This window comes from Onishia taeanensis (genome assembly GCF_013349955.1).
In the GTDB taxonomy this organism is placed as follows: Bacteria; Pseudomonadota; Gammaproteobacteria; order Pseudomonadales; family Halomonadaceae; genus Onishia; species Onishia taeanensis_B.
Genome location: NZ_JABVXC010000015.1, coordinates 74,986 through 100,535 on the forward strand (window position 1 = coordinate 74,986; position 25,550 = coordinate 100,535).

Below are 25,550 nucleotides of genomic sequence, written 5' to 3' on the forward strand. Positions count from 1 at the left end.
GCGGTAACGGTAGGAACATGACGCTGATGGGCATCGGAGGGCTCTCATGCGCAGGATGATCGATCCGCGAGACGCTCGGCCGCGGGTCGAGCAGCTAACGGACGGCCTTCGAGGCTGGATCGAAAAGCATGCGGTGTCGGGTGAGCGCCTGCCGTCGATTCGCCGCCTCGCGGTGAATCAGGGGGTCGGCCGTAATATGGTCATCGAGGCCTATGAGCGCCTTGTTGCATTGGGGTTTCTCGTCGCGCGCCCCGGTGCAGGCTTCTATGTGGCCGAGGGCGCCCGCGAGGTGGCGGAGCGTGAGGCCCGGGCGGGCATGGCTGACGTATCCGATGAGATGTGGCAGCAGTTCCAGCCAGAAGGCGAGCATCTGCGCCTGGGCTGTGGCTGGCTGCCCACCGCCTGGCGCGATGAGGAAGCCTTCGGCCACGCCCTGCGTCGGGTGACGCGGCAATCGATGAAGGGGCTTTTTGATTACGGTACGCCACTGGGCTCACCTGAGCTGCGCGCACTGGTGCAGGAACGGCTGCGGGGGCTATCCATCCGGGCCGATGCCAACCAGCTGCTGACCACTGCGGGTGGCAGCCAGGCGCTTGATGCCATTGTGCGCGGGCTGCTGCGCCCGGGCGATACCGTGCTGGTCGAATCCCCGGGCTACTACAACCTGCTAGGGTTGCTGCACCTGCATCGCGTCAACGTCATCGGCGTCCCCCGGAACGAAGATGGTCCCGACCCTGAATGTCTCCAGGCGCTGATAGAACGCCATGCTCCGCGGCTGTTCTTCTGCCACAGCGCATTGCATAACCCCACGGGCACCACCCTGACCGAGGCGGTCGCTCGGCGAGTGCTGGCGCTGGCCGAGCGGCACGATCTTTGGATCGTCGAGGACGATATCTATGCCGACTTCCAGGTAACGCCCACGCCGCGACTGGCCGCTATGGATGGCCTGCGGCGGGTGCTCTATGTGGGAAGCTTCTCCAAGACCTTATCCTGCTCGCTGCGGGTCGGTTTCGTTGCCGCGCCGCCGGCATGGGTCAGGACGCTGGTCGACGTCAAGATGCTCAGCACCATTGCCACCTCGCCCTTCGCCGAACAGGTGGTGGCGACCCTGTTGCACAACGGCGGCTATCGCCGGCTGGTGGAGCGGCTGCGGCCGCGCCTGGCGTGGCGTATGGATACCGCTTTGGCGTTGGTTCGCGAGGGCGGCTGGGAGACGTTCGCAACGCCCCAGGGCGGCATGTTCCTGTGGGCACGTCACCCGGCGTTCGCCTCGTCTCGTGCACTGGTAGCCACTGCGGCGAAGCGGGGTATCAGGCTGTCGCCCGGCGACGTCTTCCTGCCCGAGGCCAGCGACACGTCCTGGATTCGCCTCAATGTCGCCTACGTTGACGATGCCAGAGCGCGGGCCTTGCTCGCCGATCCGCGCTGACTCAGCCCTGCTCCTGATCGGCCTGTGCGTCGAGCTCGGCGCGCCAGTCGAGCATCTGCTTGAAGCGCTTCTCCTGGCCGTACTCGCTGGGGGCGTAGAGGCGGGTGCGCGGCGCGCCCTCCGGCCAGCAGTCATGTGACGAACCGGCCGGATAGCCGTTGGCTTCGTTATGGGCATAGCGATAGCCCTGACCGTGGCCCAGCGACTCCATCAGCTTGGTAGGAGCATTGCGCAGATAGCTCGGCACCTCGAGAGTTGGGTGTTCGGCGGCAAAGGCCTTGGCCTTCTTCCAGGCCTGGTCGATGGCATTGCTCTTGGGGGCAATGGCAAGGTGAATGGCGGCTTGCGCGATGGCACGCTGGCCTTCGTAATCGCCCAGGCGCAGGTAGGCATCCCAGGCCGCCATGACCAGCGGCAGCGCCCTTGGGTCGGCATTGCCGACGTCTTCAGAGGCAATGGCCGTCAATCGCCGGATCACATCCAGTGGGTCGCCGCCGCCCTGGGTGAACTGGGCGATGTAGAGCAGCGCTGCATCGACGCGGGAAGAGCGGATCGACTTGTGGATGGCCGAGAGCAGGTCGTAGAAGTGGTCACCCTGCTTGTCGAAGGCGCTGGCCTGATGGCCAAGGACCTCGGCCAGGCCGTCTTTTTCGAGCCGCTCGCCGTCGCCGTCAGGAAGGGTGAAGTCGCAGGCGGTTTCCAGAAGTCCCAGTGCCCGGCGGGCATCGCCACCGGCCGCATGGGCCAGTAGCTTGAGCACCTCGTCTTCTGCCTGGATGCGTCGCGCGCCAAGGCCTCGTCCGCGATCCTCCAATGCCTGGCGAAGCACCGCAAGCAGCTCCTCTTCATCGAGCGCCTTGAGTACATAGACCCGGGCCCGGGAGAGCAATGCCGAGTTGACCTCGAAGGACGGGTTCTCGGTGGTAGCGCCGATCAGCGTCAAAAGGCCCGACTCGACATGCGGCAACAGGGCATCCTGCTGGCTCTTGTTAAGGCGGTGGATCTCGTCCAGAAACAGCAGCGTGGGGCGGTTCTGTCCCTGGGCAACGCCTGCCCGCTCCACGGCGGCGCGGATATCCTTGACCCCCGCCATCACCGCCGACATGTGCTCGAGCTCGGCGCCGGATTCATTGGCCAGAATCTCAGCCAGAGTCGTTTTGCCGACCCCCGGCGGTCCCCACAGGATCATCGAACGCACGGTGGCGGTTTCGACCATGCGGCGCAGCGGCTTGCCGAGGCCGACCAGTGCCTGCTGGCCGATATAGTCGCTCAACTGGCGGGGCCGCATCCGGTAGGCCAGGGGCGCGTGCTCCTGGGCATGCTGCTGGCTGAAAAGATCCATGATAAGCGGTGTCCTGTGACGAGGAGAGTTCAGCGTCGCTTTTAGCGCTATTATTTATATGCATATGGTTTCTAGCGCTAGGCATATCGGTGAAGGAGGCGCTAGGGTTAGATATTCTAGGCTGGCAGCAGATGGGTCACCATAGGTGTACCCTGTTAGGCGTATCCAAACGGGGGGACCAGTATCGGGTCACTATTGAATAGCGCCCGTCACGACTATGGCGCCATGGCATCATGTGAGGACGGCATCTGCTTTCATGCTGGTTGTCCAGATCGTTGAGTGAGACATTAGCGGTCATAGATGCTTGCGCTGAAAGATTATCGAACCCGGAGTCGCTCGGAGAATCCAATGACCATACAGACGTTCGCCCCGGACAGCACAGGAGGTCCCGTCATGCCGATGCTGAATCAACTGCGCCTGGACCATGCCAACATGGCACGGCTACTGCACGTGTTGCAGCTCAAACACAAGACGCTGGCGGAGGGGGAGCGGCCAGATTTTCAACTAGTGCGCGAAGTCGTCGATTATATCCTCGACTATATGGACGGTTTTACCGTGCCGCTGGAGAGGGTCTTCGGTCAGGAGTTGATGGATAAGGCACCCGAAGCCGAGGGACTCAGCGAGCGTTTGGCCGATAACTACCATGCCCTTCACGAACGCCTGATGCGCCTGTCTCACGATCTGGATATGGTGCTGATGGACGTGGCAATTCCCATGGACCGCTTCGCAGATGACCTTGGCGCCTATCTCGAGGCACACCGCGCCTACTTGCGCGACGAACGCGAAGAACTCTTCCCGTTGATTCGTGAACATTTCGATGACGATGCCATGAAAGTTCTCGCCGAATCCTTGCCCGAGGGTGCAGCAGCCAAGCTTGAAAGCCTTCAGGAAGCCTACCCGGAACTTTATGCCGAGCTTTGCGCGGCGCCGGACCCGATGGTTTGATGGACTCCTTTCCTGACAGCCGTTTAACGAGAGACCTTCGAGGAAGGCTTGAAACAGGCTTGCCGAGCTAGAATCGTCGAAGGTGGCGGCTGTCACAGGCCAACCTCGCCTATCCCACTTTCCGCCCGGCCATTTGGCCGGGCGGTGTCGTATCGGCGGCGCCATTCGGCTCGATGGGCTCGGCCCCTGGCCGGCGACTGGGGTAGAATGCCTCACTTTGCGGCGGCCATGACCCGCCGTGCCATCTTCAGCGGGTCTGGTCACATCGAGACGGGTCGCTGAAGGGAAAGGTGTTTGAACAATCCTCGTCTAAGGGCCTCGGGGTGGGGGCCTCATCACGCCAAGGAGACCTAGTCCATGCAGTCGATTCAGGACCGTTACGGATGAGCGGTCCTATTCTGATCTTCGATTCGGGTGTTGGCGGCCTTTCGGTGGTCGCTGCCATTCGCCATCGCCTGCCCGATGTGGTGCTTTGCTATGCCTGCGATAACGCCATGCTGCCCTACGGCACCAAGCCCGATGACTGGTTGGTGGAGCGAATCGTAACGGTCTGCCAGGCGGCCGTGGAGGCGAGTCAAGCCAGTGCCCTGGTGGTGGCCTGCAATACCGCGAGTACCCTGGCGCTCGAGGCGCTGCGCAATAGATTGGCGATTCCGGTGATCGGCACCGTGCCGGCCATCAAGCCGGCAGCCGCGGCCAGTCGCAGCGGCCATCTGGCACTGCTTGCGACCTCGGCGACGGTGCATCGACCTTATACGCGCCAGCTGATCGAGGACTTCGCGGGGCACTGCCAGGTGATGCGACTGGCCGCCGACCCGCTGGTCGGGCAAGCCGAGCGTCAGTTGGCCGGTGAGACGCTGGATGATCGCGTGATCGCCGATTGCCTGGCGCCGCTGTGGGAGGATCCGGCACTTGATACCGTGGTGCTGGGCTGCACGCACTTTCCGTTGCTGACGCGAGCGCTTACCGCAGCCGCACCGCGTCCGATCAACTGGATCGATTCGGGAGATGCCATCGCCCGTCGCGTGTCACAGGTGGTAGCACCGTTGCCGCGAGCAGAAGGTTCCGGCGGTGGGGGCCCCGGCGGCGCTTGGGTGACCGCGTCGAGTGCTTCTCTCGCCTCGGTATTGGCCGGCTATGGTTTTGCTGCCCCGCGAAGGCTCATGGTGGCGACGACGGCTTTCGAGGCCTGCCACGCCGTTTGCGCATTTGATAGACCGACTGACTGATTCACAAGGAGACTCTGTGGCCGTACCCGTTGTCGACCCCGCCCGCTATGGCGAGCAGCTCGAGGCCAAACGCGAGCGCATCATCACCCAGTTCTCGCACCTGGCGACGCCTGAGCTCGAGGTCTTTGCCTCGCCGGCGAGCCATTACCGCATGCGCTGCGAGTTTCGCATCTGGCGTGAGGGCGACGAGCTCTTCTATGCCATGTTCGAGCCTGATCCGGAGCGCCCGGACAAGAAACGCCCGGTTCGGGTCGACCAGTTCCCGGTAGCCAGCGAGCGGATCAATGAGCTGATGCCACTGCTGCTCGAGGCGGTGCGCGAGGATCAGGTGCTCGGCCGCAAGCTGTTTCAGGTCGATTTTCTCACCACCCTATCCGGTGAGGCGCTGATCACCCTGATCTATCATCGCCCCCTCGGCGAGGATTGGGAATCCGCTGCCCGGGCGTTGGAGCAACGTCTCGGGGTGATGATCATCGGCCGCTCTCGCAAGCAACGCCTGGTACTCACACGCAACCATGTCTGGGAGCGCCTCGCCGTCGAGGGGCGCGAGCTTCACTATCAGCAGGTCGAGAACAGCTTCACCCAACCCAATGCCGCGATCTGCCAGTCGATGCTTGGTTGGGCGTTGGACGCGACGCGCCACAGCGAGGAGCGTGACTTGGTCGAGCTCTACTGTGGTAACGGCAACTTCACAGTGGCGCTGGCCAAGAACTTTCGCCGCGTGTTGGCGACCGAAATCTCGCGTACCTCAGTGGCATCGGCTAAGGCCAACCTCACCGCTAACGGCGTCGATAATGTCCATGTGTCGCGGATGTCCGCCGAGGAGTTCTCCCTGGCTCTGAAAGGCGAGAAGGGCGGCCGCCGGGTGGCCGAGATGGGGCTTGCCGACTACGATTTCTCTACCGTGCTGGTCGACCCGCCCCGGGCTGGGCTCGATGACGAGAGCTGCGATCAGCTCAGCGGTTATGAGCGTATCATCTACATTTCATGCAATCCTGATACGCTGGTGGACAACCTGGCGCGCCTGACTCAGACCCATGACATCACGCGTTTCGCGCTGTTCGATCAGTTCCCCTGGACGCACCATTGTGAGTGTGGGGTGCTGCTCGAGCGCCGGGTATGAAGTCAAGGACCGATGCGTAACTGACATGCTCCATGACAAAGGGTTAATTCAGTGGGGCCCGTGATGGGTCTCACGTATCCTTAAGGTCTCCATGACCGTCATGGACGTGTCTACGAATTTCCCGCCGACCCAGGAGGGTCGGTGTCAGCCGAGGTGATTGATGCAACACGTCGCGATCGATGACAAGCAGGAATTGCTGGCCCAGCTCAAGGAACAGCTGGCGCACCGTCTGGACGAGGACAAGGTGAAGGCGATCGCCTCCTTCGCCCAAGTATTCTTCGCCAATGCCCCCTTTGCCGACTTGGCCGAGCGCCGTCTCGAAGATCTATACGGGGCCGTGCTCTCCGCCTGGCATCTCATGCAGCAACTGGATCCCGACGAGCCCATCGTGCGGGTCTTCAACCCAGACTTCGAGGGGCATGGCTGGCAGTCGACCCATACCCAGGTCGAGGTGGTGGGGCGCGACATGCCGTTTCTGGTCGACTCGGTGCGCATCGAGCTCAACCGTCGCGGCATCACCGTGCACTCCATCTATAATGCGGTGCTGGCCACCAAGCGCGACGCCAAGCATCAGCTCGAGTACATGACGGCTACCAATGCCAAGGATGCGCCGAAGGGGCGTGAGTCGCTGATCGTCATCGAGGTCGACCGTCATTCGGATCCCGAGTTGCTGGCCGAGATTGAAAATAGCCTCCATGAAGTGTTGTCGGACGTGCGCACCGCAGTTGCCGACTTCGAGCCGATGCGTGACCAAGTCAAGGCCTCCCTGGCCGAGCTCAAGGCCGCCAAGCCGGAAGGTGTCGCAGCGGTTGACCACAAGGAAGCGATTGCCTTCCTGCAGTGGATGCTCGAGGACAACTTCACTTTCCTTGGCTATGACGATTACGACGTCGTTCAGGTCAAGGGGCAGGATCAGCTCAAGAAGCGCAAGGGCAGTGAGCTTGGCGTGTTCAAGCTCGATGAAACACGCTATCAGGAGCGGATCCGTAACGATCAGGGCGTCGACGGCGATCACTATGTGCTGGTGCCGGAACTGCTGTCTTTTGCCAAGAGCGCCTACCACGCTCGGGTGCACCGTCCGACCTACCCGGACTATATCTCCATCGATCGCTATGACGAGAAAGGCAATGTGATCGGTGAGCGCCGCTTCCTGGGCCTGTTCGCTGCCACCGTCTACAACGACTCGCCGCGTCACATCCCCGTACTGCGCCGCAAGATCAATGCGGTCATGGAATCCGCCGCCGTCGATCCTGACGGCCACGATGGCCATCAGCTGCGCCAGATTCTCAACGTCTATCCGCGTGATGATCTTTTCCAGATCAGCAACGAGGAACTGACCCGCACTGCGGTGGGGATTCTCAATATTCGCGAGCGTCGCCGGGTGCGTCTGTTCGTGCGCGAAGACCGTTTCGGTAAGTTCTATTCCTGCCTGGTGTTCGTGCCACGCGATGTCTTCTCAACCGACCTTCGCGTGCGCATCCAGAACCTGCTCTGCGAAGAGCTCGATGCCAGCTTCGGTGACTTCAATACCTATCTTTCCGAGTCGGTGCTGGCGCGCATTCAACTGATCCTGCGCTTCAACGGCGACGCCCCGGTGGACTACGACCTCGAACGCCTGGAGCACAAGGTCAGCGCCCTGGCCACCAGTTGGCGCGATGACCTGCACAGCGCCATGGTGGAAGGCTTCGGCGAAGAGCAGGCCAATCGGCTGCTGGATATCTATCGCGATGCCTTCCCGGCCGGCTACCGTGAGGACTTCAGTGCCCGCTCCGCCGTCTACGACATTCATCACTGCGTCGAAGTCGAGCAGGGCGCACCGCTGTCGCTGTCGCTCTATCGCCTGGTCGAGGAAAACGTCGACGGCGTCAACCTGAAGCTCTTCCACAAGGACCGCCCGATCCCGCTGTCCGATGTGCTGCCGGTGATGGAGAATCTGGGCCTGCGCGTGATCGGTGAGCGCCCCTACGAGATTACGGCCCGGGATGGCAGTTACTGGATTCACGACTTCCATCTGGAGCATCACGGCAGCGAAATCGTTAATCTGCAGGAGATGCGCGAGCCCTTCACCGATGCCTTCCAGCGCATCTGGCAGGGCCAGGCCGAGAACGATCCCTTCAACCGCCTGGTGATCGGCGCCAACCTGAGCTGGCGTGAAGTCGCCATGCTGCGGGCCTATGGCCGTTACCTGAAGCAGATTCGTTTTGGACTGTCTCAGCTCTATATCGCCACTACCCTGGCGAGCCACCCGGAGATCACCCGCGAGCTGGTGGCCCTGTTCGAGTTGCGCTTCGATCCTGAGCAGGAAGGCGATCGTGCCGCCGAGGCCGAAGCCTGTCAGTCACGCCTGATGGCGCTGCTCGATGATGTCTCCAGTCTCAACGATGACCTGCTGGTGCGCCGCTACATCGAGCTGATCCAGTCGACCCTGCGGACCAACTATTATCAGCCGGACGAGAATGGCGAGCCCAAGGACTACCTGTCCTTCAAACTCGATCCGTCCCAGATCACCGGCATGCCCAAGCCGCGGCCGATGTTCGAGATCTTCGTCTATGCGCCGCGGGTCGAGGGCGTTCACCTGCGTGGTGGCAAGGTAGCCCGTGGCGGCCTGCGCTGGTCGGATCGTCGCGAAGACTTCCGCACCGAGGTGCTCGGCCTGGTCAAGGCTCAGCAGGTCAAGAACGCGGTCATCGTGCCGGTCGGCGCCAAGGGCGGTTTCGTCTGCAAGCGCTTGCCGGAAGGCGGCGATCGCGATGCCATCCAGCAGGAAGGTATCGCCTGCTACAAGACCTTCATTCGCGCCCTGCTCGATGTCACCGACAACCTGGAAGCCGGCGAGGTCGTGCCGCCGGTCAAGGTGGTGCGTCACGACGCCGACGACCCCTACCTGGTGGTCGCGGCCGATAAAGGCACCGCTACCTTCTCCGACATTGCCAACGAAATCTCGCTGGAATATGGCCACTGGCTGCGTGATGCCTTCGCATCCGGCGGTGCTAACGGCTACGACCACAAGAAGATGGGCATTACCGCCAAGGGCGCCTGGGAGTCGGTCAAGCGCCACTTCCGCGAGCAGGGCGTGAACACCCAGGCCGACGAGTTCAGCGTGGTCGGCATCGGCGACATGGCCGGCGACGTCTTCGGTAACGGCATGCTGCTGTCCGACAAGATTCGCCTGCTGGGTGCCTTCAACCACCTGCACATTTTTGTCGATCCGACGCCGGATGTGGCGGCTTCCTTCGCCGAACGCCAGCGTCTCTTCGCTCTTCCGCGCTCCAGCTGGGAAGACTATGACGCTTCGTTGATTTCCGAGGGCGGCGGCATCTTCAAGCGCAGCGCCAAATCGATCCCGATTTCGGCGGCGATGAAGAAAGCCTTTGGCATCAGCGAAGACAAGCTGCCACCCAATGACCTGATCCGCGCCATGCTCAGGTCTCAGGTCGACCTGATCTGGAACGGCGGTATCGGTACCTACGTCAAGGCCGAGACCGAGACCGATGCCGATGTGGGCGACAAGGCCAACGATGCGCTGCGCGTAAACGGCAACGAGCTCAACTGCCGCGTGGTCGGCGAGGGCGGCAACCTGGGCCTGACACAGCGGGGCCGTATGGAAGCCGCGCACAAGGGCGTGCGGGTCAACACCGACTTCATCGACAACGCCGGCGGCGTCAACTGTTCGGACCACGAGGTCAACATCAAGATCCTGCTCGACGATATCGTCAAGCGTGGTGACATGACCGACAAGCAGCGCAACCAGCTGCTGGCGAGCATGACCGATGAGGTCTCCGAGCTGGTGATCCGCGACAACTACCGTCAGACCCAGGCGCTGTCGCTGTCCGAGATCCTCTCCCAGGAGGGCCTGGGGCCCTATCGTCGCTTCGTCAACGAGCTGGCGGCGGCCGGGCAGCTAGACCGCGAACTCGAGTTCCTGCCCAGCGACGAAGAGATGCTGGAGCGTGCCAATGCCAACCAGGGCATGACGCTGCCGGAACTCTCGGTGCTGATCTCCTATGCCAAGAGCGTGCTCAAGGGGGACCTGATCGCCTCCGACGTACCGGATGACCCTTACATCCAGCAGCACCTGGAGCGAGTCTTCCCCAGCGTACTGGTGGAGCGCTTCTACGATGAGATGTACGAGCACCGTCTGAAGCGCGAAATCGTCGCCACCCAGATCGCCAACGACCTGGTCGATCACATGGGTGTGGTCTTCGCGCGCCGCCTGATCGATACCACCGGTGCCAGCCGGGCCGAGATCGCGCGGGCCTATATCGTGGCCCGTGACAGCTTCAATCTGGATGCTCTCTGGCAGCAGGTCGAGGCGCTGGATAACCAGGTGCCCAGCCAGGTGCAGTACCGCATGATGCTGGACCTGATGCGCCTGATGCGTCGTGCCACCCGCTGGTTCCTGCGTCAGCGTACCGGCATGACCGCCAAGGACTGCATCGCCCACTTCTCGCCGCGACTGACCCAGCTGCAGGAGAGTATCGGCAAGCGTCTGCGGGGTGACGAGCGCGAGGCCTGGGCCGCGCGTCGTGACGAGCTGACGGCGGCCGGTGTGCCGGAAAGTCTCGCCAACGTCGTGGCGGCTACCGGTAGCCTCTATGCGGGGCTTGGCATCATCGAGGCCGCCAAGCAGACCAACGAAAAGATCCAGCGCGTTGCCGAGGTCTTCTACGAAGTTGGCCATCGTCTGGAACTGCCGTGGATGACCGAGCAGATCAACGCCCTCGAGGTACGCGACAGCTGGCAGGCACAGGCCCGCGAGACCTTCCGCGATGACCTGGATCGTCAGCAGCTGGCGCTGACCGTCGGCGTACTGCGCATGGAGAGCGGGCCGCGCGAAGTCGAGCAGCGCGTCGAGCAGTGGTTCGAGAACCACTCGGCCATGTACCAGCGCTGGTGCAAGCTGTTGGTCGAAGTGCACTCCGGGTCTCAGGGCGGCTTCCCGCTGTTTGCGGTCGCCATCCGTGAGCTGGTGGACCTGGCCGAAGGCAACGCCGAAGCCTGACGCCATCCTAAGCGCCACACGCAACGACCCCGCCAATGGCGGGGTCGTTTGCGTTGTGGGAAACGAATTGTGGGAAACGAACAGAGGGAAACGTCACGCCGGGTCGCGCTACAGGCGAGAAACCGATTTGCCATGGGCGCGCCCCGCTTTTAGACGGGACGGGCGTCTAGGCGTTGCCTAGCGGCTTATAGCAGAAAGACCGTTGCCAGCCCCAGGAAGGCCATGAAGCCGATCACGTCGGTAACGGTGGTCAACACCACCGAACCCGACAACGCCGGGTCGATGCCTAGCCGCTTGAGGCCCAGGGGAATGGCGATGCCGGCGATGCCTGCGGCGAGCATGTTAATGACCAGGGCGACGGCGATGATGCCGCCAATGCGTATATCCTGAAACCACAGGGTGGCGATCACGGCGACCACCAGTGCCCACAGCACGCCGTTGATCAACGAGATGCCGATTTCCTTGCGCATCAGCCAGTTGCTGTTGGTGCGGCTGATCTGACCCAGCGCCAGGCCGCGAATTGCCAGGGTCAGGGTCTGGCTGCCAGCGATGCCGCCCATGCTGGCGACGATGGGCATCAGCACTGCCAGAGCGACGATCTGGTCGAGTGCTGCTTCGAAGCGGCCGATCACCCAGGCGGCCAGGAAGGCCGTCATCAGGTTGATGCCGAGCCACACCGCCCGGCGCTTGGCGCTGGGCACGATGGGGGCAAACAGGTCCTCTTCCTCGTCGAGACCGGCCATGTTCATCAACGCTTGATCCGAGCCCTCGCGGATGACGTCGACGATGTCCTCGATGACGATGCGCCCCAGCAGCAGGCCGCTCTCGTCGACCACCGGCGCTGACACCAGGTCGTGAGTCTGGAATAGCGTGGCCACGTCCCATGACTTCATGGTCACCGAGACAGTGTCGATGTCGCTTTCCAGCACATCGGCCACGGCAAGCTCCGATGACTGCGACACCAGCCGAGCCAGGGGCAGCACGCCCAGGAAGATGCCGTCGCGGTCGACCACCATCAGCGCATCGGTATTGTCGGGGATGGATTGATTCTTCCAGCGCAGGAAACGCTGCACGGTTTCGAGCGTCACGTCGGCACGCACGCTGACGGTGTCGGTGCGCATCAGACGGCCGGCAGAGTCATCCTCGAAGGCCAGCGCCTCCTTGAGCCGCGTGCGCTGCAGCTCGTCCATTGAGCGCAGCATATCCTCGGCGACCTGTTGAGGCAGGTCCTCGAAGAGTTCGGCCAGATCGCTGGTGTCCATGTTCAAGGTGGCGGCGACGATCTCGTGATCGTCCATGTCCTCGATCAGGGTGCTGCGAACCTCATCATGGACATGCAGCAGAACTTCGCCGTCTACGTCCTGGGGAACCCGCTCCCAGAGCCGAGTACGCGCTGCCAGAGGCAAGGATTCGAGCAGCAGGGCGATCTCGGCCGGTTCGAGATCATCGAGCACTTCGTCGATGACCGCGAAGTCATCATCGACCAGGGCTTCATGAATGCGCGATAGCCGGCCTTCCAGGGTGTCGGTGGTGTCGGTCATAGTATCTCCCTGAGATGAAGCGGGACTTGGCCGCGTTGACGGTGAAAGCTGACAGCGGCTCCGCTTTGGCCTAACGTTGGATACGCACAGTAGACCACAAAAGGAGAGGCCCATGGCAGGCAGCAGTGACAGCTATCACGAGCCGGTGGAAGAACTTAGCGCCGCTACCCGCGATTATCACCGAGCCATCGTTTCGCTGATGGAGGAACTGGAGGCCGTCGACTGGTACAACCAGCGCGTCGATGCCTGTCAGGATCCAGAGTTACGTAAGATACTGATTCATAATAGGGATGAGGAAAAAGAGCATGCGGCCATGACCCTGGAATGGCTGCGCCGCCAGGATAAGACGCTGGATGGGCACCTGCGGGAATTCCTGTTTACCGACGGTGAAATCGATCACTGAGCCACACAGGCTGCGCGCTTTTCCCTGATTTTTCCCATCAACGTCGGCCCCGCCTCGCGCGGGGTTCGTCGTTGATGGGGCCGATGCGCTATAATCTCTGCCGCTTTTTCCTCCGCACGCGATATTGCTATCTAGAATGCTGCTATCTGCCATGTCGCTATCGGCGATGTTGCCCGAGGTTGTTCGCTCTTTTGTGTTGCTTCGCCCGTGTCTACCAGTTTAGGGAGTGCCATGTACGCCGCCGCCCGCTCGATCCTCTTCCGTCTTGATCCTGAGACTGCCCACGGCGTGACGCTGATAGCGCTTGACATGGCGCATCGCCTGGGTCTTTCCGGCCAGTTGGGCGGCGGCGCGCGGGTCGACGATCCCATCGAGCTAATGGGACTGCGCTTCCCCAATCGCGTCGGGCTTGCCGCGGGGCTCGACAAGAATGCCGATCACCTGGATGCCCTTGGCACCCTAGGCTTCGGCTTCGTCGAGGTCGGCACCGTCACTCCCAAGCCGCAGCCGGGCAACCCCAAGCCACGTCTGTTCCGCCTGCCCGAGAGCGGGGCGATCATCAACCGCATGGGCTTCAACAATTCAGGCGTCGACCACCTGATTGCACGGGTCAAGAAGAGCCGCTATGACGGTGTGATCGGTATCAACATCGGCAAGAATCTGACCACCCCGGTGGAGCAGGCCGTCGACGACTATCTGTTCTGCCTCGAGCGGGTGCATGCCCATGCCGACTACATCACGGTCAATATTTCCTCGCCCAACACGCCAGGGCTTCGCAATCTTCAGTTCGGCGAACACCTGGATGGGCTGCTCGGCGCGCTGCGCGAGAAAAGCCTGCGACTCGATCATGACAGCGGTCGGCGCGTGCCTCTGGCGGTAAAGATCGCGCCGGACATGAACGACGAGGAGGTCGGCCTGGTGGCCGAAGCGCTGGTTGCCAACGGCATCGATGGGGTCATCGCCACCAACACCACGGTGGCGCGCGATGCCGTGACCGGCCAGGCTCACGCCGATGAGGCGGGGGGGCTTTCCGGTCGTCCGGTCTTCGAATCGTCGAATCGGGTGATTCGTGAACTGCGGCGCCGGCTGCCGGACATGCCGATTATCGGCGTTGGCGGTATCGACAGCGGCGAGGCGGCAGTGGCCAAGCGTCGGGCCGGTGCAGATCTGGTGCAGCTCTATTCAGGCTTCATCTACCGTGGCCCGCCCCTGGTGGGCGAATGCGCCCGGGCATTGAAGCTTGCCGCCGACTGACGGGTAATGCCAGACCCGATGACGATATGGTGGGAGGCGGCAATAAGTCGCGGGATCCCGCTAGGGCTGAAAATAGGAGAGCGCTGAATACAAGGCAGGGCTAACGATCAGGTAGGGCTCAATATAAAAAGGCCCGTGTGTTCACGGGCCTTAGGGCGTTGAAAATGGGGAATTACATGACCATGGGATTTTTGTGAATGCCGGACACGCCTGTCATGCCCGACCATTGATCCCCTCGACCTTCACGCCAACCGCTCATCCAGTATTCGCGAAGATTGACCTCCTGACTGGGACATTCATCACGGGAACGGCCACTGACCCCTGCCTTGTAACCGTGAACATAAGCGCGCTGGAAGCGATCACGTTTCTGTCGTTTCATCGGATGGCCTCTTGATGAACCAGTTTTTATGCAAACCAGTGTTTATGGGGCATAGGCTGGGACGAGCACAGATTGCACAAGGCTAACCGCAATCCCGAGGCTCAGCGCCTGATGCCGATAGCGTCCTTAGACCAAATAACACATGTGTACCGCGTAGCTACCCCTCTACAACTAGCGCACCCGCCTAGTCGATGTCGACAGGCGATTTGGAATAAGCGCAGTACCAAAATAGCATTTCAGTAATATGACGGCGCGTCGCGCCAGGTGGCTCTTTCATGAATGATCAGCAAGCTATTGAAACTTTGACCTTATTCGCCACCTGCCCCAAAGGCATGGAGCTTTTGCTGGCCGACGAGCTTGGCAGTCTGGGGATGACGGTCACGAAGACGACGGTGGCCGGAGTGCATCTTTCGGGGTCTCTCGAGGCTGCCTATCGCGCTTGTTTGTGGTCGCGCCTAGCCAATCGCATCGTACTCTGCCTGTCGAGGGAAGAGGGTATCGAGACGCCGGACCAGCTCAAAGCCTGTGCCGAAACCATCGATTGGCGCGGCCACCTGGCGCCGGGCAAGACGCTGGCGGTGGACTTTCACGGTCAGTCCGAGGCCATCCGCCATACCCGTTTCGGTGCCCAGACGGTCAAGGATGGGGTCGTCGATGCGCTGAGAAGTGCCGGTCGCGAACGGCCAAGCGTGGACCCACGGGAACCGGACCTGCGTATTTATGCCCACCTGCATCGGGGGCGCCTGACTCTGGGCATCGACCTGTCCGGTGATAGCCTGCACCGTCGCGGCTACCGGCGTGAGCTCGGTCATGCGCCGCTCAAGGAAAATCTCGCCGCGGCGCTGCTGGTACGCGCCGACTGGCCGGCCCGCGCCAAGGCCGGCGAAGCGTTGATCGATCCGCTGTGTGGCTCGGGCACACTGGTCATCGAAGGAGCCCTGATGGCCGCCGACGTGGCGCCTAACTTACTGCGCGAGCGCTTCGGCTTTCACGGCTGGGCGGGGCATGACGCCGCCCTGTGGCAGGAACTCAAGCGCGAGGCCGAGGCCCGGGCGAGCCTTGGCCGCAAGCGCTGCAAGGCCAAGCTCTATGGTCGCGACCAGAGCCCTCAGGCGATCTCGGCGGCCCGCGCCAACGCCATGCGGGCCGGCATTCCGGTGCTGATCGATTTCCAGGGCGCATCGGTCAAGCAGTTGGTGCGCCCCGCGGACCTGCCGGCCGAGGCGCTGGGCCTGCTGATCACCAACCCGCCTTATGGCGAGCGAATCGGTGAGCTGCCGGAACTGGTGCCGCTCTATGCCGCGCTCGGTGCCCGCGCCCAGGCGCATTTCCCCGGCTGGCGTCTGGCGATGCTGACCGGCAACCCGGAGCTTGGTCACCGCACCGGGCTCAGGGCCGGCAAGCAATATGCTTTCAAGAACGGTCCGCTGGACTGCAAGCTGCTGCTGATCGAACTGGACCAGGGCCAGGCGTCGGCGCCGCCCTCTGATCAGCCGGCGCCTGCCAAACGCCGTGCCGTCGGTGGTCAGTCAGCCGGTGATGAACATGCCGACGATGCGTCCGGCAAGCCAGCCACGAAGCCAGCCGCTAAGTCGTCCAAGCAGGCGGACACTCATTCGGACGAGCGCCCGGCGCGCTCGGAAGGGGCGCAGATGTTCGCCAACCGCTTGCTGAAGAATCGCAAGCGCCTCAAATCCTGGCTCAAGCGCAGCGGTGAGTCCTGCTATCGGCTGTATGACGCCGACATGCCCGAGTATGCGCTGGCGATCGATGTCTACGGCGATCGGGTGCATGTGCAGGAGTACGCGCCGCCCAAGTCGGTGAATGCCAACCAGGCGCAGCGTCGGCTGCTCGACGCCCTGGGCGTGATCCCCGAGGTGCTCGAGGTCTCGCCGGAGCACGTCTACATCAAGCAGCGGGAACGCCAGTCCGGAAAGGCGCAGTATCAGAAACACGCCGCCAGCGGCGAACGCTTTCAGGTCCGCGAGGGCCGCGCCCAGCTGTGGGTGAATCTGCGCGACTATCTGGACACTGGGCTCTTCCTCGACCACCGGCCGGTGCGCCGTATGCTGGCCGAGATGGCGCCGGGTAAGCGCTTCCTCAACCTGTTCTGCTATACCGCCACGGCGACCGTGCAGGCTGCACTGGGTACCCAGGCCGAGGGCGGTGCCAGCGACAGCGTCAGCGTCGATCTCTCGAATACCTATCTCGAGTGGGCCCGGGAAAACTTTGCCCTCAACCGGCTGGATCCCAGCCGCCATCGGGTAGTGCGCGACGACTGTCTGCGCTGGCTCGAGACCGCCGGCAGCGAGTTCGACCTGATCTTTCTCGATCCGCCGACCTTCTCGAACTCGAAGAAGATGGAGGCGACCCTCGATATCCAGCGCGATCAAGGCCGGCTCGTCGAGCTGGCCATGGCGCGACTGGCGCCTGGCGGCATCCTGGTGTTCTCCAACAACCAGCGCCGTTTCGTGCTCGAGGCGTCTTTGGCCGAGCGCTTCGCGGTGGAAGACATCTCGGCGAAGACCTTCGATCCGGATTTCAATCGTCGCCCGGACCTTCACCACTGCTTCCTGATTCGTCACCGGGACGCGGGATGAAAGACGCCGCGGCGCTGACGCTCTATACCACCCTGGGGTGCCACCTCTGCGAAGAGCTGGAGGCTTGGCTGGTATGGTTGGGGCCGCAGGCGCCAGCGCTGCACCGTGTCGAGATCGCCGATGACGCGGCACTGCTCGCGCGCTACGGCGAGCGGATTCCGGTGCTAGAGGATGCGGCGGGGAGCGAGCTTGAGCGGGGCTTCGAGCCCGCGCGGCTCGCCACCTGGCTAGAGGCGCGGGGATGGCTCGATCGCGCGGCTTGGCAGAAGGCGCAGAAGATCATGCCCCCTGCTAATCCTGAATCGGTCAGGGCGGTGATGCATAACGGCCGGCGCTATCTTTCCGGCTCGTGGGGTGAGGAGTAGCGCCTAACGGCGTTTCACCTACTGAAGTGTGGCGTCTAGAGGGGGGCTAGAGGGTGCCTAGAGGGCATCGAGCAGCGAGAGCTGCTGCACGGCGTCGCGGCCTTCCGGGGTATCATCCTGCGCTTCCAGCACCTTGTGGAAGCCCCGGGAGGTCTGGATGGTGGCGACGTCCTCGAGCCACAGCATGGCCTGGGCATAGTCGTCCGCCAGCCGGTGCTGCAGGCCGCCGAACTGGGTGCCGATCTGTCCCCAGGCGCGGCTGAAGATCCAATCGCCGAACATGTCCTGATGCACGTGCACCAGCACATAGTCGTGGTTACTTTCCCAGCGAACGATCACGGCGGCTCCTGGCGGCATTCCGCGCGATAAAAAAGCGGCACGGAAACGGGGGTGAAAACGAGCGAAAAATGGGCGTTAAATGCGATAGGCCGCGCCCTTGCGGGCTTGGCTTGCGTGCTATTGTAACGGCCTGGCCGGCATGAACAACCCATCACGCTGGCCACGGCCGTGCCCAGCACCGGCCCGCCAACCCGTTTTGCAAGCTGCAAGGAATCGCCATGCGTCTGCTCATCGACTCCCTGATACCCAAGGCCGAGGCCTGTTTTGCCGAGCTTGGCTCGATCACTAGGCGGCCCGGCCGCGAGATCGATGCCCAGGCGGTGCGCGACGCCGAGGCCGAAGTATTAGTGGTGCGCTCGATTACCCGGGTCGACGAGGCGCTACTCGAGGATTCCCGGCTGCGTTTCGTCGGCACCTGCACCATCGGTACCGATCATCTCGATCAGGCGGCCCTAGAGGCCCAGGGCATCGGCTTTGCCAATGCCCCGGGCTGTAATGCCGAGGCGGTGGTCGACTATGTGCTGTCGAGCCTATTGACCCTGGCCGAGCGCGAGGGCACGGAGCTCGACCAGCGCCGGATCGGCATCGTCGGCGCCGGCAACGTCGGTGGGCGGCTCTACCGGCGTCTGACGGCCCTGGGCCTGGATTGCCGGGTCTGCGATCCGCCCAGAGCAGAGCAAGAGGCGGAAAAAGCAGCAGACCGAGAAGCCAAGAACACCGCCGATCACGACGCCGGTGTTGAGCAAAGGCCTACGTTCGATGATCTCGACACCCTGATCGAGACCTGCGACGTGCTCTGCCTGCACACCCCGCTGGTGCGCGACGGCGAGCATCGCACTCACCACCTGCTCGATGAGGCGCGTATCGCTGCCCTCGAGCCGGGCACCTGGCTGCTCAACGCCGGGCGCGGCGACTGTCTCGACGGCCAGGCGCTGCTGGCGCGCCTGGCGGCCAGCAGCGACCTGCGCACCGTACTGGACGTGTTCGAGGACGAGCCCGCCATCGACGAGGCACTGTGGCGGCTGGCCGATATCGCTACCCCGCATATCGCGGGCCATAGCCTGGACGGCAAGCTGCGCGGCACCCATCAGGTCTATCGAGCGGCGATGGAGTACTTCGGCCTGCCGGTGCGGGTCGCGTTTGCGGACTTGGCGCCGGCGACGTCGCTGCCGAGCCTGACCCTGGATGCTGGCCTCTTACCCTGGGAGGCTTTGAGGCTCTGTGTGCGGGCCTGTTATGACGTGCGCCGGGACCATGATGGTCTGATTCGCTATCAGCGCGAGAAAGGCCTGAAGGCCGGGTTTGACGCCTACCGCAGTGAATATCCGCTGCGCCGCGAGTTTTCTACCCTCAGGGTTCGGCTGCGCCCGGCGGCGGCGTCGCTCGAGCCGTTGCTCGCCGCTGCGGGCTTCGCCGTCGAAGTCGAAAGCTGATCCGGCGGCCGGTTGTGGTCATTCAGACTAACCCGACAGATATCGGTTTATGCGACCTTAGTCTTATAAGAATGCGCTGTGTTTTTTCGATCCTGGGACATCGTCTCTAGGATCGGGACACCGGGGCTGCCCTCGCCCAGCGCGGACAGGCAAGCTTGCTCGCTCATTGTTCGAGGGATGCAAGATCATGTCTGATACCCGGTCGCGCGAGGTGCGCGCTCCTTCCTTTCTCGATGCGCTGATGCCGGTGGCGGTAGTGGTGGCCATGCTGGTGTTGGCGGTCGTCCTGTTCGGTGCCGATGCTTCCTGGGGGCCCAACCAGGTCGTGCTGCTGCTGGGCGCGCTGTTGGCGGGCCTGGTGGGCATGAAGAACGGCTATGGCTGGCGGGACATCGAGGAAGCGATCAACCACGGCATCCAGATTTCGCTGGGCGCCATCCTGATCCTGCTGGCCGTAGGGGCCATGATCGGTACCTGGATTCTCGGCGGCGTGGTGCCATCGATGATCTATTACGGGCTCGACATAATCGCCCCGCAGTACTTCTATGCCAGCGCCTGCCTGCTGTGCGCCGTGGTGGCGCTGTCGGTGGGCAGTTCCTGGACGGTGGCCGGCACCCTGGGCATCGGCCTGATCGGTATTGCCGATGGCCTTGGCCTGTCGTCGGCGGTAAGCGCTGGCGCGGTGATCTCCGGTGCCTATTTCGGCGACAAGCTTTCGCCCCTGTCCGATACCACCAACCTGGCGCCGGCCGCGGCGGGTGTCGAGCTCTTCGAGCATATCCGCCATATGCTGTGGACCACGGTGCCAAGTCTGGTGATCGCGCTGATTGCCTTCTGGGTGCTGGGCCTGCAGGCGGAGGCAGGCCAGGCAACGCCCGAGCAGGTGCTGGCGCTGCAGGGCAGGCTGAATGAAAGTTACGCCATCGGGCCACACCTGCTGATTCCGCTGGCGGTACTGCTGGTGATGGCGGTACGCCGCTGGCCGGCCTTTCCGACCATCGTGATCGGGGCCCTGATGGGGGCAGTATTTGCCGTGATCTTCCAACCCCAGGCGGTCCTTTCCCTGGCCGGCGAGGCGGACTTGGCCACGCCGCTTGCGCTGCTCAAGGGGGTGTGGATGGCGCTGTTCGATGGGTACGTGGCCAATACGGGCAATGACGTGTTCGATGACCTTCTGAGCAAGGGCGGCATGGCGAGCATGCTCAATACCGTCTGGCTGATTCTCTCGGCGATGGCCTTCGGCGGCGTGATCGAGCGCCTGGGGCTGCTCGAGCGGTTGGTACGGGGCATGCTGGGGGTGACCAAGAGCGCAGGCGCGCTGATCATTACCACGCTGGGCACCGGGCTCTCGTCCAATATCATCACCGGCGATCAGTATATCTCGGTGATCCTGCCGGGGCGCATGTACCGGGCCGAATTCCGCCGCCGCGGGCTGGCGCCGGTCAATCTATCGCGCTCGCTCGAGGACTCGGGCACCATCACCTCGCCGCTGATTCCCTGGAACAGCTGCGGTGCCTATATGGCGGCCACCCTCGGCGTGGCGACCCTGTCCTATCTGCCGTTCGCCATCTTCAATCTGGTGAACTTCGGCCTGGCGATCGTCTATGCCATGGTCGGCTTCAAGGTCGTGCCGCTGGCGGCCGCCGAGGCCGAGGATAGCGAACCGACGCCAATGGCCGAGTCGCTGGTCAGCGAGGCGCGCTAGGTGGCGACGGCCGGCAAGATACACCGGCAGTCACTGACCTGACGCAAAAGGGCCCGCCCTCATCATGAGGGCGGGCCCTTTCTATTATTACCGCGTTATCAATACGTCATCGCTGGGCTATCGCAGCGTCATGGCCGCTGGAGCGGCCCAGGGACGGCGCCGGCTCAGCGGTAGGCCGATTCCTTCAGCGCGCGAATGCGATCATCCAGCGGCGGATGGCTGGCGAACAGCTTCTCCATCAGCTTACGGCTCTGGCCGGTGGTGATGGCGAAGGCGGTCAGGGTGTCGGGCATCTGGTCCGGCATTTCATGTTCGGCCTTGAGACGCGCCAGGGCGTTGATCATTGCGCCGCTGCCGGCCAGTTTGGCGCCGGCCGAGTCGGCACGGTACTCACGGAAGCGCGAGAACCAGGCGACGATGATCGAGGCGATCAGGCCGAAGACGATCTCGGCGACGATCACTACCGCGAAGTAGCCGAAGAACCCAAGGCCACCGTTGTCGTCCTTGCGCAGGAAGCTGTCGACCAGTTGGGCGACGACCCGGGCGAAGAACATCACGAAGGTGTTCAGCACGCCCTGGATCAGCGCCAGGGTGACCATATCGCCGTTGGCGACGTGGCCGATCTCGTGGGCCAGCACGGCGCGGATCTCTTCCGGGCGCATGCGGTTGAGCAGGCCCGCGGAGACCGCCACCAGGGCGTCATTCTTGTTCCAGCCGGTGGCGAAGGCATTGGACTGCTGGGCCGGAAAAATGCCGACCTCGGGGGTCTTGATGCCGGCCTCACGGGCCAGTTCGGCGACGGTCTCGAGCAGCCACTTCTCGGTGGCGTTACTCGGCTGCTCGATGACCTGGGTGCCGGTGCTGCGCTTGGCCATCCACTTTGAAATGAACAGCGAGACCAGCGAGCCCGCCATGCCGAACACGAAACAGAAGATCAGCAGGCTGTTCATGTTCATGCCCTGGGCATTCAGGTAGGGCTCGACCCCGAGCAGGCGCAGGGTGATGCTGGCGATCAGCACCACCGCTAGGTTAGTGGCAAGGAAGAGAAGGATGCGCATCATGTGGAGGAAGCTCCCGCTTTGAGTGCTGGGCGCCGGCGGTCGCCGGCGCGTTCAATACGCTAGCTTAGATACGTCTTATGCGGGTCGGTTTCAAGTCCTATCAGCGCTGATGCATAAAACCCTTGCGGCTTACTCTGACTGAGCTTTCAATGCCCCCTCACTGACCCCTCACTGACGGTAGCGCGACAGGAAGCGACCGAAACGCTCCAGGGCGTCTCCCAGCTGGTCGGCCCAAGGCAGAGTGACGATGCGCACGTGGTCGGGCTCCGGCCAGTTGAAGGCCGTACCCTGCACCAGCAGGATCTTTTCCTGCAGCAGCAGGTCGAGCACCATCTTCTGGTCATCGACGATCGGGTACACCTTGGGATCGAGCTTGGGGAAGGCGTAGAGGGCGCCCTTGGGGGTAACGCAGGATACTCCGGGAATCTCATTGAGCTTCTCGACGGTGATGTCGCGCTGCGCCTTGAGACGCCCGCCCGGCAGGATCAGGTCGTTGATCGACTGATAGCCGCCCAGAGCCGTCTGGATGGCGTGCTGGGCCGGCACGTTGGCACACAGGCGCATCGAGGCCAGCATGTTGAGGCCCTGGATGAAGTCGGCGGCGCGCTGCTTGGCGACGTTGCCGGAGAGAATCATCCACCCGGAGCGAAAGCCCGCGCAGCGATAGCTCTTGGACAGGCCGTTCATGGTCACCACCAGCTGGTCATCGCCGGCCAGCGCCCCGGTGGAAACATGTTCCACCTCGTCGTAGAGGATCTTGTCGTAGATCTCGTCGGAGAACACCACCAGATTATGTTGGCGGGCGACCTCCAAGAGCTCGCGGATTACCTCCGGTGGATAGACGGCGCCAGTGGGGTTGTTGGGGTTGATCAGCACGATGGCCTTGGTGTGGCTGGTCACCTTGGCGCGGATATCGTCCATGTCCGGCGCCCAGTCGGCCTGTTCGTCGCAGCGGTAGTGCACCGCCCGGCCGCCGGACAGGTTGGTGGCGGCGGTCCATAGCGGGTAGTCGGGGGCCGGAATCAGCACCTCGTCGCCGTCGTTGATCAGCGCCTGCATGGCCATCACGATCAGCTCCGAGACGCCGTTGCCGACGAAGATGTCCTCGATGCCGACGCCGGGAATCTGCTTGCGCTGGCATTCCTGCATGATCGCCTTGCGTGCCGAATAGAGTCCCTTGGAATCGCAGTAGCCCTGGGCGGTGGGCAGGTTGCGCATTACATCTTGAAGGATCTCTTCCGGGGCCTCGAAGCCGAACGGCGCGGGGTTGCCGATGTTCAGCTTGAGAATGCGCTGGCCTTCGTCTTCGAGACGCTTGGCGTGGTCGAGCACCGGCCCGCGAATGTCGTAGCAGACGTTGTGCAGCTTTTGGGACTTGTTGATGGGCGTCGGGGTATCCATGAGGTGTCCGGGTAGTGAGTCCAGGGGTGGCCCCGCTAAACGGGGCCCGGCACGCGTATCGTTGGCGCAAGACGGAAGCTGGCACCCGCTTCAGGGGCGGCGTTCTTGAAAACCGTTAAGCTCAAGAGTCGGCGTTGGTCGCGGCGTCTTCGCTGTCGGCCTCATCGGCCTCAGGGGTCGGGGGCGGCGGGATGTCCGCCGGCGTCTCGAGCGTCAGCCGGCCGAGCTTGCCATCGCGCAGTTCGTGCAGCAGCACCTCGGCACCACGGTGCAGGTCGACCTCGCCGCCCGGGCGCAGGCCGCCGCGCTTGGCAGCGATGTCGCGCACGATGGCGTTGCCGTCGAAGCCGGCGAGGGCCAGCAGATCAACGCGCATCGGGCCGTCGGCCTCGACGGAATCGGCGGCGGGGTTACCCTGATACGGCGGCAGCGCCTTCAGCTTGTAGCGCTGGCTCAGCGCCTCCGGGTAACGCTTGGCCAGTTCGGCGGCGGTGACCACGGCGACGTCCAGATAGTCGATGGCGGTATCGCGGATGGCGCCGCTGGCGGCCAGCCGGTGAGCACTGGCCTGATCCTCGATCTTCGGCCACAACACACCGGGAGTATCGGTCAACGCTACCCGGCCGTCGATGCGTACCTTCTGCTGGCGCTTGGTGACCGCCGGCTCGTTGCCGGTCTTGGCGATCTTGCGCTTGGCAAGGCCATTGATCAGGGTCGATTTGCCGACATTGGGAATGCCCATCACCATGACTCGCACGTCGCGGTCGGCACGCACTTCGCCGGCAAGCTCATGGCACAGCTTGGGAATGCGCTTGAGCTCGCGGGCCTGGGTGGTGGTCACCGCCAGGGCGCGAGTGTTGGGTTGGGCATCGAAATAGGCTACCCACTCTTTGGTGCGCTCTGGGTCGGCCAGGTCGGCGCGCGAGAGGATCTTCAATACCGGCTTGTGCTCGGTGAGTTCGGCAAGCATAGGGTTGGCGCTGGAATAGGGCAGACGGGCGTCGAGCACCTCCAGCACCACGTCGATTTCCGGCAGCGCCTCGGTGATCTGGCGGCGTGCCTTGTGCATGTGTCCCGGGTACCAGCCCAGCATGGCCTCTTCTCCTGCGCGTTTCTAACGGCCGTCCATCTTAGCAGATGGACGGCGGGCTAGGGCCAGCGGGGAAGGGCGGTGGCCTCTGGGCTACTCGTCGCGGTTGAAGTCGATGGCCACCGAATTGATGCAGTAACGCAGGCCGGTGGACGCCGGTGGGCCGTCCGGGAAGACGTGACCCAGGTGGGCGTCACAGTGCGAGCAGACCACTTCGATACGCTGCATGCCGTGGCTGGTATCTTCATGTTCCTCGACCGAGCCCTTGCCTAGCGGGCGGTCGAAGCTTGGCCAGCCGCAGCCGGCGTCGAACTTGTGCTCGTTCTCGAACAGCGGGGCATGGCAGCAGACGCAGTGATAGATGCCCTGGGCGTCTTTTACCTGGTAGTCACCGCTAAAGGGCCGTTCGGTGCCTTTCTCACGGGTGACCCGATACTGCTCGGGGCTGAGCTGGCTGCGCCACTCGGCCTCGCTCTTCTCTATCTTCTTGCGCATGGCGTACCTTCCGATTTCAGAAATGATCGCTGTCGGGCGAAGGCGGTCGGGTAGCAACATCAGCCACGCACACCCTCACGCCGATAGCTTACTTTGCCACCGCTGGCCGTTGCCCCACAATGCAGGGCGCGTTGCTGGGCCTTCAGGGGCGGGGCCTTTATAAGCTTGAATGGCCGTCTTTAGGTCAGCCAAGCCCAGTGTCCGGCAGGCGGGTGGCCCGCCTTACGTTTTACAGGATAGCCTGTGTCGCTGAGGAAACGCGCGGCCCAACAGGCGCTTGACAGCGTTAGGCGTGCTCAGTAACATACGCGCCATCTTAAAGAGGTTCGGCCACGTCCCATTCGTCTAGTGGTCCAGGACACTGCCCTTTCACGGCAGTGACAGGGGTTCGAACCCCCTATGGGACGCCACTTC

19 protein-coding genes and 1 tRNA gene are annotated in these 25,550 nt (G+C 63.1%); 12 read left to right on the forward strand and 8 right to left on the reverse strand.

The genetic code is table 11. The annotated features are described in order from the left end of the window. The first annotated feature begins 46 nt into the window (after positions 1 to 46). Positions 47 to 1,429 (forward strand): PLP-dependent aminotransferase family protein, encoded by a 1,383-nt coding sequence (locus HUS66_RS15555; protein ID WP_175072111.1) that lies wholly within the window; start codon positions 47 to 49, stop codon positions 1,427 to 1,429. A 1-nt stretch (position 1,430) separates the two neighbouring features. Here HUS66_RS15555 and HUS66_RS15560 read toward each other — a convergent pair whose 3' ends face one another. Beyond that, entirely contained in the window at positions 1,431 to 2,771 is a 1,341-nt protein-coding gene (locus tag HUS66_RS15560; RefSeq protein ID WP_175072112.1) for a replication-associated recombination protein A, read from the reverse strand. Between the two features lie 399 nt (positions 2,772 to 3,170). Here HUS66_RS15560 and HUS66_RS15565 point away from each other — a divergent pair, with 399 nt between their 5' ends. The 4 genes from HUS66_RS15565 to HUS66_RS15580 all read left to right on the forward strand — a co-directional run bounded on the left by HUS66_RS15565 (position 3,171) and on the right by HUS66_RS15580 (position 11,070). Further along, positions 3,171 to 3,716, forward strand: a complete 546-nt coding sequence (locus HUS66_RS15565; protein ID WP_175072133.1) for a hemerythrin domain-containing protein — start codon at positions 3,171 to 3,173, stop codon at positions 3,714 to 3,716. A 383-nt stretch (positions 3,717 to 4,099) separates the two neighbouring features. Beyond that, positions 4,100 to 4,945 carry a glutamate racemase gene (gene murI, locus HUS66_RS15570; RefSeq protein ID WP_175072113.1) on the forward strand — a complete coding sequence of 282 codons (846 nt, stop codon included), beginning with the start codon at positions 4,100 to 4,102 and terminating at the stop codon, positions 4,943 to 4,945. A gap of 16 nt (positions 4,946 to 4,961) precedes the next feature. Beyond that, the gene (trmA, locus tag HUS66_RS15575; protein ID WP_175072114.1) at positions 4,962 to 6,068 is read left to right on the forward strand and encodes a tRNA (uridine(54)-C5)-methyltransferase TrmA; all 1,107 of its coding nucleotides are present in this window, start codon (positions 4,962 to 4,964) and stop codon (positions 6,066 to 6,068) included. Between the two features lie 160 nt (positions 6,069 to 6,228). Then, positions 6,229 to 11,070 (forward strand): NAD-glutamate dehydrogenase, encoded by a 4,842-nt coding sequence (locus tag HUS66_RS15580; RefSeq protein WP_175072115.1) that lies wholly within the window; start codon positions 6,229 to 6,231, stop codon positions 11,068 to 11,070. Positions 11,071 to 11,255: 185 nt separating this feature from the next. On the opposite strand, the gene mgtE is transcribed toward HUS66_RS15580, so the two are convergent. Further along, complete coding sequence (gene mgtE, locus HUS66_RS15585; RefSeq protein WP_175072116.1) at positions 11,256 to 12,611, reverse strand: magnesium transporter; 1,356 nt, start codon at positions 12,609 to 12,611, stop codon at positions 11,256 to 11,258. Between the two features lie 112 nt (positions 12,612 to 12,723). Here mgtE and HUS66_RS15590 point away from each other — a divergent pair, with 112 nt between their 5' ends. Both HUS66_RS15590 and HUS66_RS15595 read left to right on the forward strand, forming a co-directional pair. Then, positions 12,724 to 13,014 (forward strand): encapsulin-associated ferritin-like protein, encoded by a 291-nt coding sequence (locus HUS66_RS15590; RefSeq protein WP_175072117.1) that lies wholly within the window; start codon positions 12,724 to 12,726, stop codon positions 13,012 to 13,014. A 231-nt stretch (positions 13,015 to 13,245) separates the two neighbouring features. Further along, positions 13,246 to 14,268, forward strand: coding sequence for a quinone-dependent dihydroorotate dehydrogenase (locus HUS66_RS15595; protein ID WP_175072118.1), 1,023 nt, complete (start codon positions 13,246 to 13,248; stop codon positions 14,266 to 14,268). A 172-nt stretch (positions 14,269 to 14,440) separates the two neighbouring features. Here HUS66_RS15595 and rmf read toward each other — a convergent pair whose 3' ends face one another. Then, positions 14,441 to 14,647 carry a ribosome modulation factor gene (rmf, locus tag HUS66_RS15600; RefSeq protein ID WP_175072119.1) on the reverse strand — a complete coding sequence of 69 codons (207 nt, stop codon included), beginning with the start codon at positions 14,645 to 14,647 and terminating at the stop codon, positions 14,441 to 14,443. 275 nt (positions 14,648 to 14,922) lie between these two features. On the opposite strand from rmf, the gene rlmKL reads away from it, so the two are divergent. Both rlmKL and HUS66_RS15610 read left to right on the forward strand, forming a co-directional pair. Then, complete coding sequence (gene rlmKL, locus HUS66_RS15605; RefSeq protein WP_175072120.1) at positions 14,923 to 17,247, forward strand: bifunctional 23S rRNA (guanine(2069)-N(7))-methyltransferase RlmK/23S rRNA (guanine(2445)-N(2))-methyltransferase RlmL; 2,325 nt, start codon at positions 14,923 to 14,925, stop codon at positions 17,245 to 17,247. Further along, entirely contained in the window at positions 17,244 to 17,612 is a 369-nt protein-coding gene (locus HUS66_RS15610; RefSeq protein ID WP_175072121.1) for a glutaredoxin family protein, read from the forward strand. Before rlmKL ends, HUS66_RS15610 begins: the two co-directional genes overlap by 4 nt. 57 nt (positions 17,613 to 17,669) lie before the next feature. Here HUS66_RS15610 and HUS66_RS15615 read toward each other — a convergent pair whose 3' ends face one another. Beyond that, positions 17,670 to 17,951, reverse strand: coding sequence for a hypothetical protein (locus HUS66_RS15615; RefSeq protein WP_175072122.1), 282 nt, complete (start codon positions 17,949 to 17,951; stop codon positions 17,670 to 17,672). Between the two features lie 218 nt (positions 17,952 to 18,169). Here HUS66_RS15615 and HUS66_RS15620 point away from each other — a divergent pair, with 218 nt between their 5' ends. Then, entirely contained in the window at positions 18,170 to 19,384 is a 1,215-nt protein-coding gene (locus HUS66_RS15620; protein ID WP_175072123.1) for a 4-phosphoerythronate dehydrogenase, read from the forward strand. A 187-nt stretch (positions 19,385 to 19,571) separates the two neighbouring features. Then, positions 19,572 to 21,089, forward strand: a complete 1,518-nt coding sequence (nhaC, locus tag HUS66_RS15625) for a Na+/H+ antiporter NhaC (protein ID WP_175072124.1) — start codon at positions 19,572 to 19,574, stop codon at positions 21,087 to 21,089. A gap of 164 nt (positions 21,090 to 21,253) precedes the next feature. On the opposite strand, the gene htpX is transcribed toward nhaC, so the two are convergent. The 4 genes from htpX to msrB all read right to left on the reverse strand — a co-directional run bounded on the left by htpX (position 21,254) and on the right by msrB (position 25,136). Then, on the reverse strand, positions 21,254 to 22,150 hold the full coding sequence (gene htpX, locus HUS66_RS15630; protein ID WP_175072125.1) for a protease HtpX: 897 nt from the start codon (positions 22,148 to 22,150) through the stop codon (positions 21,254 to 21,256). Between the two features lie 168 nt (positions 22,151 to 22,318). Further along, positions 22,319 to 23,551, reverse strand: a complete 1,233-nt coding sequence (locus HUS66_RS15635; protein WP_175072126.1) for a pyridoxal phosphate-dependent aminotransferase — start codon at positions 23,549 to 23,551, stop codon at positions 22,319 to 22,321. 121 nt (positions 23,552 to 23,672) lie between these two features. Beyond that, positions 23,673 to 24,644 (reverse strand): ribosome biogenesis GTPase YlqF, encoded by a 972-nt coding sequence (gene ylqF, locus HUS66_RS15640; RefSeq protein ID WP_175072127.1) that lies wholly within the window; start codon positions 24,642 to 24,644, stop codon positions 23,673 to 23,675. A gap of 90 nt (positions 24,645 to 24,734) precedes the next feature. Then, positions 24,735 to 25,136 (reverse strand): peptide-methionine (R)-S-oxide reductase MsrB, encoded by a 402-nt coding sequence (msrB, locus tag HUS66_RS15645; protein WP_175072128.1) that lies wholly within the window; start codon positions 25,134 to 25,136, stop codon positions 24,735 to 24,737. Positions 25,137 to 25,470: 334 nt separating this feature from the next. Between msrB and HUS66_RS15650 the strand changes: the two genes are divergently transcribed. After that, positions 25,471 to 25,546: transfer RNA gene (locus HUS66_RS15650), tRNA-Glu, on the forward strand. Positions 25,547 to 25,550: the final 4 nt, after the last annotated feature.

What these genes read in the sequence shown, in the direction of transcription:
- msrB (WP_175072128.1), bottom strand. Translation starts at nt 25,136, where the DNA reads ATGCGCAAGAAGATAGAGAAGAGCGAGGCCGAGTGGCGCAGCCAGCTC.
- HUS66_RS15595 (WP_175072118.1), top strand. Translation starts at nt 13,246, where the DNA reads ATGTACGCCGCCGCCCGCTCGATCCTCTTCCGTCTTGATCCTGAGACT.
- murI (WP_175072113.1), top strand. Translation starts at nt 4,100, where the DNA reads ATGAGCGGTCCTATTCTGATCTTCGATTCGGGTGTTGGCGGCCTTTCG.
- ylqF (WP_175072127.1), bottom strand. Translation starts at nt 24,644, where the DNA reads ATGCTGGGCTGGTACCCGGGACACATGCACAAGGCACGCCGCCAGATC.
- rmf (WP_175072119.1), bottom strand. Translation starts at nt 14,647, where the DNA reads ATGAAACGACAGAAACGTGATCGCTTCCAGCGCGCTTATGTTCACGGT.
- HUS66_RS15565 (WP_175072133.1), top strand. Translation starts at nt 3,171, where the DNA reads ATGCTGAATCAACTGCGCCTGGACCATGCCAACATGGCACGGCTACTG.
- HUS66_RS15590 (WP_175072117.1), top strand. Translation starts at nt 12,724, where the DNA reads ATGGCAGGCAGCAGTGACAGCTATCACGAGCCGGTGGAAGAACTTAGC.
- HUS66_RS15635 (WP_175072126.1), bottom strand. Translation starts at nt 23,551, where the DNA reads ATGGATACCCCGACGCCCATCAACAAGTCCCAAAAGCTGCACAACGTC.
- mgtE (WP_175072116.1), bottom strand. Translation starts at nt 12,611, where the DNA reads ATGACCGACACCACCGACACCCTGGAAGGCCGGCTATCGCGCATTCAT.
- htpX (WP_175072125.1), bottom strand. Translation starts at nt 22,150, where the DNA reads ATGATGCGCATCCTTCTCTTCCTTGCCACTAACCTAGCGGTGGTGCTG.
- HUS66_RS15610 (WP_175072121.1), top strand. Translation starts at nt 17,244, where the DNA reads ATGAAAGACGCCGCGGCGCTGACGCTCTATACCACCCTGGGGTGCCAC.
- HUS66_RS15580 (WP_175072115.1), top strand. Translation starts at nt 6,229, where the DNA reads ATGCAACACGTCGCGATCGATGACAAGCAGGAATTGCTGGCCCAGCTC.
- HUS66_RS15560 (WP_175072112.1), bottom strand. Translation starts at nt 2,771, where the DNA reads ATGGATCTTTTCAGCCAGCAGCATGCCCAGGAGCACGCGCCCCTGGCC.
- HUS66_RS15555 (WP_175072111.1), top strand. Translation starts at nt 47, where the DNA reads ATGCGCAGGATGATCGATCCGCGAGACGCTCGGCCGCGGGTCGAGCAG.
- HUS66_RS15620 (WP_175072123.1), top strand. Translation starts at nt 18,170, where the DNA reads ATGCGTCTGCTCATCGACTCCCTGATACCCAAGGCCGAGGCCTGTTTT.
- rlmKL (WP_175072120.1), top strand. Translation starts at nt 14,923, where the DNA reads ATGAATGATCAGCAAGCTATTGAAACTTTGACCTTATTCGCCACCTGC.
- nhaC (WP_175072124.1), top strand. Translation starts at nt 19,572, where the DNA reads ATGTCTGATACCCGGTCGCGCGAGGTGCGCGCTCCTTCCTTTCTCGAT.